This window comes from Acidisoma sp. PAMC 29798 (assembly GCF_030252425.1).
Lineage (GTDB): Bacteria > Pseudomonadota > Alphaproteobacteria > Acetobacterales > Acetobacteraceae > Acidisoma > Acidisoma cladoniae.
This window is the reverse complement of record NZ_CP126994.1, coordinates 893,931-910,730: the sequence shown is the minus strand read 5'-3', so window position 1 is coordinate 910,730 and position 16,800 is coordinate 893,931. Positions and strand designations below refer to the sequence as shown.

At 65.2% G+C, this 16,800-nt stretch carries 18 protein-coding genes; all 18 read right to left on the bottom strand.

What is annotated here, in order from left to right; genetic code table 11:
- The 18 genes from QP803_RS04405 to puhC all read right to left on the bottom strand — a co-directional run bounded on the left by QP803_RS04405 (position 1) and on the right by puhC (position 16,798).
- The gene (locus tag QP803_RS04405; protein WP_284946482.1) at positions 1 to 1,041 is read right to left on the bottom strand and encodes an SIS domain-containing protein; all 1,041 of its coding nucleotides are present in this window, start codon (positions 1,039 to 1,041) and stop codon (positions 1 to 3) included.
- Positions 1,042 to 1,083: 42 nt separating this feature from the next.
- Positions 1,084 to 2,607 carry a GMC family oxidoreductase gene (locus tag QP803_RS04400; protein ID WP_284946481.1) on the bottom strand — a complete coding sequence of 508 codons (1,524 nt, stop codon included), beginning with the start codon at positions 2,605 to 2,607 and terminating at the stop codon, positions 1,084 to 1,086.
- A 16-nt stretch (positions 2,608 to 2,623) separates the two neighbouring features.
- Complete coding sequence (locus QP803_RS04395) at positions 2,624 to 3,385, bottom strand: DeoR/GlpR family DNA-binding transcription regulator (protein WP_284946480.1); 762 nt, start codon at positions 3,383 to 3,385, stop codon at positions 2,624 to 2,626.
- A gap of 41 nt (positions 3,386 to 3,426) precedes the next feature.
- The gene (locus tag QP803_RS04390; RefSeq protein ID WP_284946479.1) at positions 3,427 to 4,797 is read right to left on the bottom strand and encodes an APC family permease; all 1,371 of its coding nucleotides are present in this window, start codon (positions 4,795 to 4,797) and stop codon (positions 3,427 to 3,429) included.
- Positions 4,798 to 5,267: 470 nt separating this feature from the next.
- Positions 5,268 to 5,420 (bottom strand): hypothetical protein, encoded by a 153-nt coding sequence (locus QP803_RS04385; RefSeq protein WP_284946478.1) that lies wholly within the window; start codon positions 5,418 to 5,420, stop codon positions 5,268 to 5,270.
- A 10-nt stretch (positions 5,421 to 5,430) separates the two neighbouring features.
- Positions 5,431 to 5,937, bottom strand: a complete 507-nt coding sequence (gene ccmE / locus QP803_RS04380; RefSeq protein ID WP_284946224.1) for a cytochrome c maturation protein CcmE — start codon at positions 5,935 to 5,937, stop codon at positions 5,431 to 5,433.
- Positions 5,934 to 6,089: a heme exporter protein CcmD gene (ccmD, locus tag QP803_RS04375; protein WP_284946223.1), complete on the bottom strand. Its 156-nt coding sequence runs from the start codon at positions 6,087 to 6,089 to the stop codon at positions 5,934 to 5,936. Before ccmD ends, ccmE begins: the two co-directional genes overlap by 4 nt.
- Positions 6,086 to 6,877, bottom strand: a complete 792-nt coding sequence (locus tag QP803_RS04370; protein ID WP_284946477.1) for a heme ABC transporter permease — start codon at positions 6,875 to 6,877, stop codon at positions 6,086 to 6,088. The genes ccmD and QP803_RS04370 overlap by 4 nt, the downstream gene beginning before the upstream one ends.
- On the bottom strand, positions 6,831 to 7,874 hold the full coding sequence (locus QP803_RS04365) for a phytoene/squalene synthase family protein (RefSeq protein ID WP_284946476.1): 1,044 nt from the start codon (positions 7,872 to 7,874) through the stop codon (positions 6,831 to 6,833). The genes QP803_RS04370 and QP803_RS04365 overlap by 47 nt, the downstream gene beginning before the upstream one ends.
- Complete coding sequence (locus QP803_RS04360) at positions 7,871 to 8,137, bottom strand: hypothetical protein (protein WP_284946475.1); 267 nt, start codon at positions 8,135 to 8,137, stop codon at positions 7,871 to 7,873. Before QP803_RS04360 ends, QP803_RS04365 begins: the two co-directional genes overlap by 4 nt.
- A complete protein-coding gene (bchO, locus tag QP803_RS04355) occupies positions 8,134 to 9,072 on the bottom strand; it encodes an alpha/beta fold hydrolase BchO (protein WP_284946474.1) in 939 nt (312 codons plus the stop codon). Before bchO ends, QP803_RS04360 begins: the two co-directional genes overlap by 4 nt.
- A complete protein-coding gene (locus tag QP803_RS04350) occupies positions 9,069 to 10,793 on the bottom strand; it encodes a magnesium chelatase subunit D (protein ID WP_284946473.1) in 1,725 nt (574 codons plus the stop codon). The genes bchO and QP803_RS04350 overlap by 4 nt, the downstream gene beginning before the upstream one ends.
- Entirely contained in the window at positions 10,790 to 11,878 is a 1,089-nt protein-coding gene (gene bchI, locus QP803_RS04345; RefSeq protein WP_434082885.1) for a magnesium chelatase ATPase subunit I, read from the bottom strand. The genes QP803_RS04350 and bchI overlap by 4 nt, the downstream gene beginning before the upstream one ends.
- Entirely contained in the window at positions 11,875 to 13,077 is a 1,203-nt protein-coding gene (gene hemA, locus QP803_RS04340; protein WP_284946471.1) for a 5-aminolevulinate synthase, read from the bottom strand. The genes bchI and hemA overlap by 4 nt, the downstream gene beginning before the upstream one ends.
- A 27-nt stretch (positions 13,078 to 13,104) precedes the next feature.
- Positions 13,105 to 14,895 carry a putative photosynthetic complex assembly protein PuhE gene (gene puhE, locus QP803_RS04335; RefSeq protein WP_284946470.1) on the bottom strand — a complete coding sequence of 597 codons (1,791 nt, stop codon included), beginning with the start codon at positions 14,893 to 14,895 and terminating at the stop codon, positions 13,105 to 13,107.
- Between the two features lie 24 nt (positions 14,896 to 14,919).
- Positions 14,920 to 15,990 carry a magnesium-protoporphyrin IX monomethyl ester (oxidative) cyclase gene (gene acsF / locus QP803_RS04330; RefSeq protein ID WP_284946469.1) on the bottom strand — a complete coding sequence of 357 codons (1,071 nt, stop codon included), beginning with the start codon at positions 15,988 to 15,990 and terminating at the stop codon, positions 14,920 to 14,922.
- Positions 15,987 to 16,277: a hypothetical protein gene (locus QP803_RS04325; RefSeq protein ID WP_284946468.1), complete on the bottom strand. Its 291-nt coding sequence runs from the start codon at positions 16,275 to 16,277 to the stop codon at positions 15,987 to 15,989. The genes acsF and QP803_RS04325 overlap by 4 nt, the downstream gene beginning before the upstream one ends.
- Entirely contained in the window at positions 16,274 to 16,798 is a 525-nt protein-coding gene (gene puhC / locus QP803_RS04320; RefSeq protein ID WP_284946467.1) for a photosynthetic complex assembly protein PuhC, read from the bottom strand. Before puhC ends, QP803_RS04325 begins: the two co-directional genes overlap by 4 nt.
- Between the last annotated feature and the right edge of the window lie 2 nt (positions 16,799 to 16,800).

Below are 16,800 nucleotides of genomic sequence, written 5' to 3'. Positions count from 1 at the left end.
TCAGACCTGCGACGTGATCTTCTTGCCGTAGAGAAACTCACCGGGAACCAGGCCCGATCCACGGGCGAGACCAAGACTCAGCTGCTGCACAACCACCATCGCATGCGCGAGCCGCTCCAACGCAGTCGTGTTGGGAACGGCGATGTGCTCGGCGCCCGCGTAAGCCTGGGGCGACACCGACACGACGAGCGTGCCTGTTCCCGAAAGATCGGTCGCCAGTTGCTTGAGCGTGACGTCCTCATCCGCGCCGGTGCCGAACAGCAGGAGTGTCGCGCCCCGGCCGGCAGTCTCCATCGGGCCATGGCGATACGCGCCGCCCACATAGCCCTCTGCGGCGACCTTGGACGCCTCCTTGAGGATCAGGGCACCGGTCAGGGCGGTCGTCGCATCCGCACCGCCACCGACCAGCGCCAGGCGGGGCATTGGGCCTTCCAAGGCGCGCGCCGCCAGTGCGACGACGGCGGAGCCGGGTTCGGCAAGGCGCAGACGCAGGCTGGCCGCGACCGCCATGATCTCCGCCACTGCCTCGGCATCGCTCCGACCACTTAATCGAGCGGCCACGCGATGGAAGCTCGCCAGCGTATTCAGATAGCTTTTGCTGCTGACCGTGGCCTCGCTACCGCTCCGCAACAGCACAACGTGATCGGCCGCGCGCGCCACCGGACTCGCGGCATCATTTGTGGTGGCAACGATCACCGTTCCCTCGCTGCGCCGAACGCTGTCGATGAGCGCGACCACCTCCCCGCTCCGTCCCGATTGCGAGGTGATCCAGAGCAGTGTGCGCCCTGTGATCAGTTCCGGCGTTTCGAGAAGGCGCCCGGTCTGGATGCGCCAAACCGGCAGGCCTTGACGCGTCAACAGCAGTTCCAAGGGTATCGTCGCATAATCGGACGATCCCATCCCCGTTAGAACGATCCGGTCGAAGCGCGTGGGATCGAGCGCGGCCAGCGCGTCCGGCAGCGGATGCGCAGCAAAGGCCTCAAGCGCCTCGGGTTGGTCGAGCATGTCCTGTTCGTAGCCATGCGTCATGACGTCGGTCATCTTATTCTCTCACAGAAATGATAAGGCTTGCGCAATGGCGTGTCAGCCATGAGCCGCCAGGACATCGGGCGTCATACCCAGCATGGTGGCGGCGATGCGCGCGGCCATGGCGGCCGTCGGCAGGTTGATATTGCCACGCGTGATGGTCGGCATGACCGAGGCGTCGGCAACATAGAGGCCGCTGACGCCATGAACCGCGCCATTTGATCCAACGACGGCCTGCGGATCGCGCGCCGGGCCCATTTTGCACGTTCCCGCCGGGTGACAATAGTTCACCACTTCGGTTGCTAGATCAACAACCGGTCTCGGCTGCGCTTTGCCGAGAACCTTTGCAAAGCCTGGTTCGGCAGATATTGCCGTCAGTAAGTCCTTGGCCTGCGAGAGCACGCTGTGATCATGCCCATCAGGATCCGTGCAATATCGTGGATCGACGAGGGGAACAGACAGCGGCGAGGCATCCCTGAGTGTCACGCGACCTTGCGATTTCGCCCGCATCGCCCCGCCGTAGAGGGTGATCGGGGGCAGTCCCACATGACCGCTATTGGCGCCGGCGACCAGGAAGGCATGGATATCGTAGGGGCCGCTGTCACAGAGGTCCGATTTCGCCCGACCGACCGTTTGTTCGTCCACATGCCGGGGATTGGTGCGGACTGCTTCCAGGAAGTCCGGGCTCCCTTCGAAGTCCAATTGAACGCAGGGGTGATCGAGCAAATTCCCCCCGACGCCGGGCAGATCGGCGACAATCTCGATCTGCTGTGCCGCGAGATCACCCGCCGGCCCGATGCCGGACCGCAGCAGGATTGCGGGACTGCCATAGGCGCCGCCTGCGAGAATGACGCGCGCGCACCGCACCAGATGGGCTTCGCCGTTGATGAGAACGTGCAGGCCGCGAACCTCACCCTGTTCGATCATGATGCGGTCGACCATGACCTCACCGAGGATCGTCAGGTTCTGGCGATGCCTGACGGGGTCGATGAAAGCGAAGGAACTGTTCCATCGCGTCCCATCGACGATATTGGCGGTCATCGGGCCGATGCCGACACCGGCTTCCAACTGATCGAGATCATCTGCGAAGGGCAAGCCCGCAGCATGACCGGCTCTCATGAAGGCGGCCTGCGCCATGGTGAGTTCGCCCACGGTGAGAGTGCGCACGCGGAACCGCCGCCGCATCAGATCGAGAAGAGGGGCCATCGCTGCGGCGCCCCAGCCTGCATTGCCCGCAGCCTCCCATTCATCGTAATCCGCCCGCGCACCGACGGACGCCGTGCAGCCATTATGAGCCGAGCATCCGCCCATGACGCGCGCGCGTGGGAAATCGATCACGCGGTCGCGGCAGAAATCACCACTGTTCAAGCCCCAGTCATGAGACAGCGGAATCGCGCGCGCATCGAGAAGATCATGGGGCCAAGTGCCGCCCTGGAACGGACCGTAATCTGGTCCTGCCTCCAGGAGAAGAATCGACTCTGTGGAATGCGCAGCAAGAAGTCCGGCGCAGGTTGCCCCGCCGGTGCCGCCGCCGACCACGATGGTATGAACCTCTGTTGGCAGAATCTGGCTAGAAGCCATAGGAGAGCCTCCCTGATTAGGCGACGATGATATCGACGCCCGCATTGCGAAATTGATCGAGAATGTCATCCGGTGCGGTGGCGTCCGTTATCAAAACATCGAGGTCGTCGATCGCGCAGATCTTCACGAAGGCGGTTTTGCCGATCTTGGATCCGTCCGCGACCGCAATCCGGCGGCGTGCGCTGGCAAAGGCTGCGCGCTTGATGCCGGCATCATCGATATTGTATTCTGTGAGGCCAGATCTCGTGTCTATGCCGCCGACCGTGAGAAAGAGCGTGTCGAAAGACAGCTCCCGAAAGGTCTGTTCCGCCAGATGTCCGATCATCGACCGCTCGCCCGGCCGCGCGACGCCGCCGCTGAGCATGATCGTAATGCCAGGCTCATCGACCAGAAGATCCGCGATATGAAGACTGAGGGCGAGGACGCGCAAATTCTTGCGTCCGCGAAGCGAACGCGCGACTTCGAGCGTCGTTGTGCCCGCATCCAGAATGACCGTTTCCCCGTCGCGCAGCAGATTGGCAGCGGCCTGGCCAATCCGCTGCTTCGCTTCGAGGTTCCGCCCGACACGCACCGCGAAGGGCGGTTCATAGCTGCGGCTGCCGGAGGGCACCGCCCCTCCATGCACCCGCGATAGCAAATCCATCTGCTCCAGGACCTCAAAATCGCGCCTGATCGTCATGTCCGACACCTGCAAGCGCAGGGCCAGATCCGAGACCGCCAGGCGGCCCTCGCTCTCCAGCAGTTCGAGGATCCGGTCATGTCTTTGGCTGGCGTTCAAGGGGAGTGGTCCTGACCAATGCGGTGACGTGAAGTCCACGTCTAAGCAGCGGTTGTGGCGTGAGCGTCAAGCTCCACCACGGCCTTGGACAGGGTCTTCCACCCCTGCCCACCGCCGAGGCGCAGCTTGATCAGCACGGCGAAGCCCAGCGCAAGCATGACTACGGCGACGATCGGGGCGTAGGACACCGGCGCCGCCGGAAGTGGCACGAGTGAATAATAGGCGACTACGAAGAGCGCGACCGTCGAAATGATCGGGAAGATGAGATGGAGGACCGGATTGAAGTCTTGCCTGCGTACGGTCATGAAGAACCGCACGACGCCGATATTGCCGAGCGTGTAGACGACGACATAGACGAGCGTGCCCACGGTCCCCAGCAGGTAGAAGATATTGTCGGGACCGACGAGCCAGCCGCCGCCAAGCCCAACGAGCAGGGCCAATGCGGACTGAGCGAAGACCGCGTGGGACGGCGTATGGTGCTCTGGATGGATGAAACCAACCCAACGCGGCAGTGCTTCGGCACGCGCCATCGCATACCAGTTGCGGGTGGAATCGACCGTGCAGGCGATGCACACAGCGATGCCGGAATTGAGCAGAGCGAGAAGAACGAGCACCCAGCCGGCGCCCCAGACGCGATGAGCAAGAATGAAGGCCGGGTTTTCTGTCGCGCTGGCGAGGCCGGACAGATTTTTCGTGCCCCAGCCGATCTGCAGTCCCCAGGCGCAAAACACGTAATAAATGCCGAGCAAGACCAGCGACCCTAGAATCGCCCTTGGAATTGTCTTGCGCGGATCACGCGCTTCCTCGGCGACCGCCGCGGCGCCTTCCCACCCCGTGAATGCGAAGATCGACAACACAACGGCGATGAAGAAACCATGCGTGCTCGTGCTGCTCGCCGGATTGAAGCCGACGGCCGAAATGCCGCCGGGGCCGGGATGCGCGATGCCGGTGATGGCCAAGGCCAGGACGATGATCATTTCGACGATGGAGAAGATCGTCAGCATCTTCCCCGAGACGGCGATGCCTCGGTATCCGATGTAGGCGACGAACAGAAGAATTGCGACGACGAAGATCGGCCACGGCACGTTGATGCCATATTGCTGTTTCAACTCGCCCTGAAGAACGAAGGCCGTGTAGGACGCCAATGCCCCGGGAATGGCGGCCACGAACCAGGAATAGATCCAGCCGACGATAAAGCCCGAGCCTGGCCCGACGGTCGCGCTGACATAGGTATAAAACCCGCCCGCCGACGGAAAGAACTTCGCCAGCTGACTCAGGGAACTGGCCACGATCATCGCGATGGCGAAGGCCACGAGATAGGTTGACGGCGCACCCAGCCCGGCCTGCTGGGTGTTGAAACCGATCGTTGTGAGCACGCCGACGGCAGGGGCGATCTGGGCAACGCTCTGCATGACCAGCGTCGTTAAACCAACAGAGTTCTTCGCGAGTCCGGGGTGGGCCTGCCTTGGGTCAGATCGATCTATGGTCATGAGCGGCTTCCGTGGGTTTGAGGGGCCAAAAGACAATGAGGCGACACAACAGAGAAAATGTCCGAATGAACTGTTGTATTGTTTGTTTCTTCTGGTCAACAAGAATCTCACGTAACCGAGATCGCTAAGTGCCAGCCTGATGGCCGGAGAGATCAGGCCAGAGAATTCCGTTATCTATTTGTTTAATATGTATAAATTTTGAAGTTTAGCTGGAACAATGTCCGATTGGAGACCGCTCGAAGTTGGCAAACATACTGAATGTTTGTTTGTGAGCTGGTGAGCCGGTGGCCCTCGCGCGCGTCACCGCGCCCGGGATTGCGGGTAAGACCTAGGCAGTCACGATGATGGATGAGGGCCGAGGCCCTGTTACGCGCCGTTCGGTGACGGCCGCCCTACCCGCCGGCGATGACGCAGGCGAGGGCAATCGCGAAATGGCCGAGTTCGGGGATCATGCCGTAGGTATGAGCGGTCCGCCGGACCAGACATAAACCGTCACCCGCGGACTTGATCCGCGGGCCCATGGGCGCCCAAACCAGGGTCGGCATGCTCATCCCCCTACCCGCCCGCGAGCTTCGCGGCCGTGCCGTTCCAGGCGGCGGCGGGCGGCGCGTTGCCGGTGGCCGGATTCCACATGCCGTTCTTCTTCAACGCAGCCTCGACCTCCGGCGGCATGTAATCGGCACTATGCTTGGCCAACACCTCCGTCGCGCGAAAGGCACCCTCCGGCGTCATCGCGCCCATGGCGACCACGCCCTGCCCTTCGCGAAACAAATCGGGCAGCACACCGATATATTCGGCCGACACGATATGGCCATGGCCATCCGTCACGCCGAAGCGCGCGCCGGGCTCGCCATCCACCATCGTCTCCCGCAGCGTGCCCTGCGCCACCATGCCGCCGAGCCGGAAGGCATGGCCGGGATCGGGATGCTTGGACAACACGTCCCCCGGCAGCATGAAGAACACGATGTCACTGCTGAAGGCGGACAGCGTCAGCGCCGTGGCGCTGCCAAACCCGATGGCGCAGGCCGCAACGACCCAGAGGCGGCGGCGCTTGCGGGTCATGCCTTCGCCGCCCGACGACGCGGCGATGCGGCGTCCAAGACGGCCAAACGGCGCTTGGCCTGGCTCAGACGCCGCCAGGCATCCGCGCTCAGCACCAGAACGACCACGACGGCAATGCCGTAGGACGCTGCGATGAAGCCGAGATGCGTCATGCGGGCAGGCCCTCGGCACGCTGCACGCGCGCCATGAGCAGCGACCGGATGCGCCGCTCCATCACCGCCGCGCGCAGCCGCGCCAGCACCAAGGCTGCGAACAGCAGCGTGAAGCCGAGGGCGCAGACCAACAACGGATGCAGCATCGAGCCCGACATCGTGCTCTGGCCGAACAGATGGATGGTGTCGGGCTGATGCAGCGTGTTCCACCAATCGACGCTGAACTTGATGATCGGCAGGTTCACGGCCCCGACGAGGGCGAGAATGGCGGCGGCGCGAAAACCCCGCTCCTGATTGTCGAAGGCGCGCACCAGGGCGATATGGCCGAGATAAAGAAAGAACAGCACGAGGACGGAGGTGAGGCGCGCATCCCAGACCCACCAGGCGCCCCACATCGGCTTGCCCCACAGACTGCCGGTGATGAGGCACACAGCGGTGAAGGCGGCGCCGATCGGCCCGATTTCCATGGCCGCAAGATCGGCGAGCGGATGGCGCCAGATGATGGAGAACAGCGCACAGAGGGCGAGGCCGGCATAGCCCATGGAGGCAAGCCAGGCCGCCGGCACATGCACATACATGATGCGCACCGCGTCGCCCTGCTGCCAGTCGGCGGGGGAGAAGAACAGACCCCAGGCAAGGCCCGCCACAGTCACCACACCGCCCGCGACCGCGAGCGGCGGCAGAACGCGCCCCGACAGCCGCAGAAACCGCCCCGGATTGGCGAAGCGATGCAGACTGCGGCTAGGCTTCGGCGGCGTGGTCGATAGCGCTGGGTTCAGAGATTGCATGGACCCGATCCCGTTCATTGAGGCGGGCGAAAAGCTCGACCACCCATCCGATCTTGTCATCCACCTTCCGCCAGGGCGCCATCGCTGGCGGCGCAGACGATGCCGGCCAGACGGCGCCGACGAGGAAGTCGCTCGCCTCCGTGGGCGCCAGCAACAGGCCCGACCGCCCGCCGAAACCGCCTGCGAGAAGCGTGAACTTGCGGCCCGCCGGAACCACGGCGCGCGCCGAGACCGAGTCGTGCCCCGCCCGCGCCACCGCCTCACCGATGCCGTCATAGAGCAGCCGTGCCGCGCGGATGGCAGGGCGGCAGCGGGCCGGCAAGCGGGCAATGCCCGGCTCGGCGCGCGTATAGAGCCGCCCGGCTTCATCCAGCAGCCTGGCCACGACGCGGCCGAGGCCCGGCGTGAATTGCGGTGCGGCCAGCCAGATATCGGGGTCGATGCCCTCCGCCCGCAGCCAGGACAGGGGCAGATACAGCCGCCCTGCCCGCGCATCCTCACCCACATCACGGGCGATATTGGTGAGTTGCATCGCGCAGCCGAGGTCGCAGGCCGCTGACACCATCGCCGCGTCACGCGTGCCCATCAGCAGCGCCATCATCACGCCGACGGTGCCGGCGACCCGCATGGCATAGCCAATGAGGGCTGGCAGATCCTCGTAACGCCGGGTTTCGACGTCCCAGGAAAACCCTTCGAGCAGGGCATTAGGCAGGGCGTACGGCAGGGCGAAATCCGCCACCACGGCGGCGAAGGCGCGGTCCACAGCATCGTCCGGGTTGCCGGCATAGATCGCGTCCAGCCGAACCCGCAGCGTATCCAGCGAGGCTGCTTGATCGTCACTGAGATCGATGGCGTCGTCGGCGGCGCGGCAGAAAGCATAGAGCGCGGTCGCGGGCGCACGCACCCGGCGGGGCAGGAACAGCGAGGCCAAGGCAAAGGAGCGCGATCCGGTCCGCAGCGTGGCGGCGCAGGCGCGCAGGTCGGCGGCGGCGATCATGCGAACCACCGCGCGCGCAGATCGGTAAGATGCGCCACCAGGGCCAAAGTGAGGCAAAGCCCGATCCACCCTGCCCCCGCGCCCGATAAGCCGCAGCGCAGCGCCGCCAGCAGGAAGGCGCCAGCGGCAAGATTGGCCAGCAGGGCGGATGGCGCGATGCCACTGCCGGTGGTCCAACGCAGCATCATCAGGCCGATAGCCTCGGCCAGCACAAGGATGAGGATCAGGTCGATCAAGCGACCGTTCATGAAAATGGCCGTCACGCGCAGTCCGCCACCATCATCAGCGCCCCTTGCCTCGCTTGATCCATAACCATCGCATCCTCAATCAGCCGGGCGACCATCCCCGGCGCTTCCTCATGGGCGAGATGTCCCAGGCCGGGCAGCATCACCACCCGCCCGTGTGGCAGCCGCGCCTGCACCCGCGTCGCATCCTCGGGCGGCACCATGCCATCCTGGTCACCCACGATGAGGGTGACCGGCGCTTCCAGCTTCGTCAGGTCGAGGTCATCCAGGTTCCAGCGCGCCATCATGCGCAAAGCCCCGCCGACATGGCCTGGCCGGCTCATCAGCCGGGCGTAGAACTTTCGGCCGTCAGCATCGATGCGCGAGCCGGTCGCGGCCAGCAGCCTGTCCACCGTCTTCTCCCGCCGTGCCTGCAGCGCGAAGACCCATGACGTCGCGGGGCTATTGCTCAAGGCGCGGGCCATGAGGGAATAGAGCGCGCCTTGATGCTCTGGCATGGGCGACAGCGCGCCATTGAGGCTGACCATCGGCACGGCCGCGATCAAATGCAGCAGCATCAACCGCGCGCCAACGGCGGCACCCGCCGAATGGCCGACGACCATGGCCGGCTGCATGTCCAGCGTCTTGAGCAGCGCAGCGACAGCCCGCGCCATGCCAACGGAGGTCATCAGCGCCGGCGCGGGATGGCTGCTGAAGCCATGGCCGGGCAGATCGGGCGCCACCACCGTGAAGCGTGTTGCCAGGAGCGGCGCCAGATCTCGCCAGGAATGGGTCGAGGCGCCCATGCCGTGCAGCAGCAGGATGACGGGCGCCCGCACGGCCGCAGGCCTGCCGGCCGCGGACCCACCCATGATCTGAACATGCCAGCGCAGGCCGCCGGCAACCACGAAGCGGCTGGACTTGCGGTTCGGCCAGTCCCGGCCATCCTGCATCCAATCGGGCGCGCCGATCATGCCGCCGCCCTCACGGCGCGGCTGAGGGCGGCGGCATCGGCGCGCGGCAAGACCAAGCAACGCGCGCCCATCGCCGCCGCGATGCGCGCGGCCTCCGGCTGCGGCCGTGGCGAAATGTCGATCACCAGCGCCGGCAGCCCGGTCGCACGAACATGGCGCGCGACGCGATCGGCATCGGCCATGGCACGGCTACGATCCATGACCCCATCCAGCGCCACATTGGCGCGTCCATCCGTCAGAACCACCAGCCGTGGGGTTTCGCCACGATGCCGCAGCGTCTCGGCCAGGGCGGAGGCCGCCTTCAAGCCGGCGGCGAGGGGCGTACCACCTCCACCCGGCAGGGCGCCGAGGCAACGGCGCGCCCGCGCCAGGGCACCGGTCGGCGGCAGAAGCAATTCGGCGGCCGTCCCCCGGAAGGCGAACAGCGCGACCTGATCACGCCGGACATAGCATTCGCCGAGCATCAGCTCGACGGCGCCCTTGGCCTCCGCCAGCCGATTGAGCGCGGCGGAACCTGAGGCATCGACCAGGAAGACCGTCGTGGCACGGGGATGAGACTTCGTGCGCCGCACATGCAGGTCGCTGGCCCGAAACGCGATCCGCTCGCCTGCAGCATGGCGGCGCAGCCGCTGCCAAGGGGCGGCGGCGCGCAGGGTTTCGACCACATCGAGGCGCTGACCGCCGCCAGGGCGGCCCGGCCGCGACGGGATCGGCCGCCCACGTCGGCCCGCACTCGGCTTACCTGTGGTGCGGCCGACCGGTCGGCCGCTCGCGCCAGCTGCCTTACCCTGGGCAGCAAGCTGGGCCAGGACATCGGGCGGCAGGGCGGCAACCGCCGCCGCCAGCACCGCTTCGGCCATTGTGTCATCCATGGGCGGCGCCTCTGCCGCGTCATCCTCCACGCCATCAGGCTCCGTCTGCGTCTCCGGCTCCTGCTCTTCGGCGGACTGTTCCGCCTCTTGCGGCAGGCGTGTCGCGCGATGGGCGAAGACAAGCTGTGCCGCAAGGGCGGCATCGGCTTCGGTCACCGCGTCGCGCCCATCCAACGCCGCCGCCGCGCGGGCCGCGCGCAGCGCTAGCCAAGCCGCGCGGGCCGACCCAATGCCCAAGGCCTCAGCCGTGGCGCAGAGAGCCGCGATGACAGCGTCATCGGCTGCGATCGGGCCGGGACGCGCCGTCACCTGCGGCAGGCAGGCTGTCGTGTCCGACAGCCGAACGCTGTCGAGCGCGATCCGAAAGGCGAGCCTTTCCCGCAAGCCGGGCGGCAGCCCCTCCTCCGCATCCTCATCGAGAAGGATGAGACCGATCCGCGCCTGATGGCGAATGGCCAAGCCATCCCGCTCAGCCACCACCTCACCACAATCGAGCGTGGCGGCGAGGCGTGCGGCTATGCCGGCCGTCAGGCGATCCGCCGAGCCAATGACGACGATCCCGCCATCTGCCTCGGCCAGCAGGCCCCGGGCGACCGTGGCCCGGCCGGTCGCGAGCGTCACACCCAGGTCGAGGCCGCCGAGCAGGCGGTCATCCCCGATCGTGGCGGGACAGCGCCGCGAGGGTGCCTCGACCGGCATCATCGCCCGCAGCATGCCCAGAAAACGGTCCCTGACCGGGCCGGCGGAGGCTTTCACCTGGATGCCGGTTCCGAAGGGGTCGTGGGCGAAGAGCCGCGCCGCCAGGCAAGCGAGTGTCCAAGCCGAGGCGGCGGGAGGACTGGCGTTCATGCCGCGCCAAACAGATCCGAGACCGCGCGTTCGACGCGGGGGCCGGCGCCGGCCTCATCCAGCGGATCGCGCCGCAACCGATGCCGCAGCGCAGGCAGTGCGACCCGCCGCAGATGGCCAGGTGTGATCGTATCGTCACCGTCGAAGGCCGCGAGCGCACGGGCGGCCCGCAGCAGGGTCAGTTCGCCGCGCAGCCCATCGGTGCCAAGAGCGATGCAGAGCCGTGCTGCCAGTTCAAGCGCGGCATCCGGCGTCGCCACACTGCTCAGGCGCACGCGGCCGGCGAGAATGCGGCTGCTCAACGCGCGTTCGGCCTCAGCCCATCGGGCCAGGAAGGTTGTGGGATCGGTGTCGAAGGCATCGCGCCTGCGCAGAACCTCGACACGGTCGGCGAGCGCGCTGGGCGTGGAGACCTCCACCGCCAGGCCGAAGCGGTCCAGCAGTTGGGGGCGGAGATCGCCCTCCTCCGGATTGCCGCTGCCGACCAGCACGAACCGCGCTGGATGGCGCAGGCTGAGACCCTCGCGCTCCACCACGTTCTCGCCCGACGCCGCCACATCCAGCAGCAGATCGACGAGATGGTCTTCGAGAAGATTGACTTCATCGATATACAGGAAGCCGCGATGCGCGCGGGCCAGCAGGCCCGGCTCGAACCGCTTAACGCCATCCAGCAGGGCGCGTTCGAGATCGAGCGCGCCGACCAGCCGATCCTCGGTCGTGCCGAGCGGCAGATCGACCGTGGGAACCGCCGCCAGACGCTCACGCGGCGCCTCACTATGGCGTTCGGCACAGAACGGACACGCACCGGCATCGGCAGCCGGATCGCAGTGATAGGGGCAATCCGCGACCACCCGCATTGCCGGCAGCAGCCCGGCGAGGGCGCGCACAGCCGTCGACTTGCCGGTGCCGCGATCGCCCATCACGAGTACGCCGCCAATACCGGGATCGACCGCCGCCAGCAGCAGGCAGAGCGTCATCTCCGTCTGACCGACGATGGCGCTGAAGGGGTAGACGCGCCGGGCGCGCGGTGCCCGCTCGGTCAGCGCCTCAGGCTGGTCGCCCGAGATATGGAGAAGCGCGCTCACGCGGCCCGGCTCAGCTTGAAGGCCGACCAGACTTCGCCGAGGGATTGAGCGAGATGGGCGATATCGGCATCGCTGTGCAGCGGTGACGGTGTGATGCGCAGCCGTTCGGTCTTCTTCGGAACCGTCGGGTAGTTGATCGGCTGCACGTAGATGCCGAAGTCCTCCAGCAGCATATCGGTCATCGCGCGGCATTTGACGGGGTCGCCGACAATGACAGGCACGATATGGCTCGGGTTGGCGTAATGCGGCACACCTTCCGCATCCAGCGCCGCCCGCACCCGCGCGACGCGATCCGCATGGCGGGCGCGCAGGTCATCGCGGCCGGCAAGTTCATTGATGGCCGCAAGCGCGCCCGCTGCGACCATGGGCGGCAAGGCGGTGGTGAAGATGAACCCCGACGCGTAGGAGCGCACGAAGTCACACAGGCTCGCGGAGCCCGCGATATAGCCGCCGATGACACCGAAGCCCTTGGCCAGCGTGCCCTCTATGAGGGTGATGCGATGTGCCTGTCCGTCCCGCGCCGCGATGCCCGCACCCTGCGGGCCATACATGCCGACGGCATGAACCTCGTCGAGATAGGTCATCGCGCCATAGCGCTCGGCGACGTCGCAGATCGTGGCAATCGGGGCGATGTCACCATCCATGGAGTAGACGGATTCGAAGGCAACGAGCTTGGGCGTTTCGCGCGGAAGCTCGGCCATGCGGCGGGCGAGATCGGCGGGGTCATTATGGGCAAAGACCTCGCAGCGGGCGCGGCTGTGACGGATGCCCTCGATCATCGAGGCGTGGTTGGAGGCGTCGGAGAAGACCACACAACCGGGGAGCTGCGAGGCCAGCGTGCTGAGGCTAGCCCAGTTCGACATATAGCCCGAGTTGAAGAGCAGTGCTGACTCCTTGCTGTGCAACCCGGCGAGCGCACGCTCCAGCGCGACATGAGCGGTGCCGGTGCCGGAGATATTACGCGTGCCGCCGGCACCGGCGCCATTTTGGTCGAGCGCCGCATGCATCGCGGCGATAACCTTCGGATTCTGCCCCATGCCGAGATAGTCGTTGGAGCACCAGACCGTCACTTCCTGCCCACCGGCCACGGACACATGCGGGAATTTGCCCGGCGACCGTTCCAGCTCGGCGAAGCGGCGGTAATTGCCCTGGCGCTTCAGCCCATCGATCCGCTGCTGGAAGAAGTCCTGGTAGTCCATCGCCTCGTCTCCCCTTCTAAGATGTTGTTAGGCGACCGCGGGAAGCGGCAAGGGCATGTCTTCGATCGTGCTGCGCGCACCGAACTGAGCCGCGAGGAAGGATCGGTTCAGATGCCGACCGATCGCGATCACGCGCGCTGTTTCTTCGCCTTTCGGCGCGAAGGCCGCGATGGAGGGCCGACCGCCGGCGATATCGAAACGGACCCAGCCTTCGCCCATGCGGACGATGCCTTTCAGCCGCTCGAGATCCCCCGCCGCGCCATCGGCGAGCCGATCCAGCAGCATGAGCAGGGATTCCGGCTCGGCAGGCGCCTGGATCAGGCCGCTCCATGAATCGAAGTTCAGCGCGTCGCCATGGGCGTGATCATGATGGTCGTCGTCGTGGTCGTGGTGATGATGCGCGACAGGCGCATGCGCATGCTCGTGCGTTGCGTGGACATCATGCGCAGGCGTGTGCATGGGCGCGGGGACTTTCAGCGGCAGGATCGGTCCGGCGGCGGCGATGCCGAAGCTCGCCCGCATGATCGGCGCAGAGGGATTGAGGCTGCGCAGGGTGGTTTCCACCATCAGAAGCTCGGCCGGCCCCACGAGATCGACCTTGTTGAGTATGAGCATCGAGGAGAGGCGCGCCTGCGCATCCAGTTGCGCCGGCAGACGGCCGTAGTCGCGCAAGAAGGCACCGCCGTCGATGACCGTGGTCACCGACAGGCTGCGCACCAGCGGTTCGAGATCGGGCGCGCGCATCACTCCGAGCAACGAGGCGAGATCGGCCACACCGCTGGGCTCGATCAGCACACGCTCCGGCGACCACTGCGCGACCACAGCCTTCAGCTGCTGGGCCAAATCCTTGCGCAGCGAGCAGCAGATGCACCCGTTCGGCAGTTCCACCACATCGGCGCCACGCTCCCGCAACAGCGATCCGTCAACGCCGACACTCGCGAAGTCGTTGACGAGAACGACGGTTTTGGGGCCGGCGGTTTGCAGGCGTGCCCGCATGACGGTGGTCTTGCCGGCACCGAGGAAGCCCGACACCACCTCGGCATCGAAGGGCTTAACGGCCTTGCGGGACTTGAGGCTCCAACCCCAAAGTGCTGCCGCCGGCAGCGGCAGCATCAGCAGCCAATGTTCAAGAATAGCGAGGGCCATGAGCGTGGCGAGGAAGCAGAAGCCCGCCGCATCGAAGCGGCTGCCATGGGCGTTCACCGCCGCATCGATCAGCTTCACCAAAATCACCGTCGAGATGGTGATGGAGAGCGGAAAGAGCAGGTTCATCGGCTTCTTGGTCAGGAAGGATTTCAGGAACTGAAGATGCTCCGGCAGGAATTCCTCATTGAGGTTCCGCACGCCGAGGAAGACGTTGAGCTTGGCACTTTGGTGCATCCACCACAGGACCATGAAGGTCCACATGCCGATTTGGTTCCGGCTGCCCCAGGTGATTGCCACGATGACGATGCCGGACGCGATGATCGCCAGTTCATGCCAGAGGCTGGTCTGGATGGCATGGCCAAAGTGCTTCCAGCCACTACATCCTTCGGGGCAAGGGTCTTTGCGTGTGCCGGTCACGAAGCCCATGTAGAAACTGATTTCCTGCCAACCCCAGGCGAGAAGACCGCCTGTGAAGGCGCAATAGGCACCGGTGACGGTCGCGTTGTTCCGGCTCGCATAAACGCCCCAGAGCGAGAGGACCATCAAGATACTCGCGCCGAGAATGCTCCATTTAAACGTCTTTCGCGGCAGACCATCGAGATACATGATCACGCCGGTGCTGAACCACCAGATGAAGAGCGCATAGAGGGCCGGCAATGCGTAGAGAACCATGAGCGTGTTTCCGACCGATCCAGATTACCAGGCAGGTGCCATGCGAACGACGGCCGGCATCGCATTGTGCTTTGTCGGCAGCAGATACAGCCGCAGGAATGTGACCGCCACCTGCACCAGGAGAGCGACGCGCCGCATGCGGCTGAAGAGAAAGCCCTGACGCTTCGCCGCCTGCATCTTCAGGCCCAGGATCCGCAACCGTTCGAGACCTTTGCGGAAGCGGGGATCATCGATGTCCAGTTCCACGGGAAAGACCTGACGCGCGATATCCTGCGTGACGCGGAACACCGTGTAGTCATACTCCGTCGGGTCCAGGCCCAAAGACTTATGGAAGACCGGCCGCGCGTGATCACGCACATACATCGTGGCGAAGACCGCGAGCAGAAAGAACCGGATCCAGAGTTTATTGATGCCCTGGGTCAGTTTCGGATCCGCCCGCATCAGCAGGGCAAATCCTTCGCCATGGCGGAACTCATCGCCGCACCAATTCTCGAACCACTGGAAGATCGGATGAATCCGGTGCTCGGGGTGGCGTTCGAGCTGGCGATAGATGGTGATGTAACGGGCATAACCGATCTTCTCGGAGAGATAGGTCGCGTAGAAGATGAACTTTGGCTTGAAGTAATGGTATTTCTTGGTCCGCGTCAGGAAGCTGAGATCGACGCCGACGCCGAAATCCTTGAGGCTGTCATTGATGAAGCCCGCATGCCGCGCCTCATCCCGCGCCATGACGCTGAACAGCTCGCGCACATCAGGATTGGTGATCCGCTTCTTGATCTCGGCATAGAGGACACAACCGGAAAACTCCGCCGTCACGGAACTCACCAGAAAATCCAGGAACTCGCGTTTCAGTTCGGGTTCCATGGTGGTGATATCGCCGTCGAAGCGATGGTCGCGAATGAAGTGGTTGCGGTTCGGGTCGCTCTTCAATTCGGCGATCAACCCATCCCATTCGCGGCGAACGAGATCGACATTCAGCTTGTCCATGTAATCGAAATCTGTGGTGTAGAAACGCGGGCTCAACACCGTGTTCTCACCGGCGGCCTTCGTCGACTCGTTCAGACGTGCGGCCCTTTGGTCCAGTGTCGTGCTCATCGCGCGCTCTCCGCCTCGAAGCCCACTTCATATAACTCCGTCAGCGAGAAGATCTCGCTGACGCGTGTCCAGGCCCGTCGCAGCGGTCCCGCGCGCCGCACCGTCATGCGGCATTCCCGCGTCAACTGCATGTTGAAGCCGATGCCACTCGGCGCATCAAGCAGCAGAACCTCGTCACCCGGCTGGATGTCGATATCGAGCGGAATGGCATAGGCGTGGAAGCTGGAAGGTGTCTGCTCCAGGTCGAGCATACACCGGGCTTCGACGATCCTGGCGCGGCCGATCATTGCGCCGGCTCCGCATGCAGACCCGGAAGCAGTCTGGCGAAGGCCGCTTCATTGGCCGTGCCGAAGGCTTCGAGGTCGATCATCGTGTCTGTGCGCGGATCGGACAGAATCAGCCGACCAGTGTCGGTCGCCACCAAGGCGAGCGGCGTCTCCTGGCTCATGTGCGCCTTCTCACGGCGCAGCGCGATGCTGTGCAGCACACCGCGAATGAAGCCGTCACCATCCTTCTGGAGCACGACGATCGTCGCACCGGTGCGCGCATCGCGCATGGCGATCACGCCGCTGGCCTGCTGGTCGATCCGGAAGGAGCGAGACGCGAGCGTGACACCGGTCGGCGCTGGCCTGCCTGGGATCATGATGACGATGCCGAGCGCCGCGACCATGGCGGCAGCGAGCACCGGCGGCCAGGCGATGCGGCGATAGCCGGGGGATCCGGCAGGTGCCGTGAAGTATTTGCTCCAGGGCAGCTTGTAATAGGGAACAGACGGCGACTGTGGATCGAGGTTCGATGTGGCACTCATGA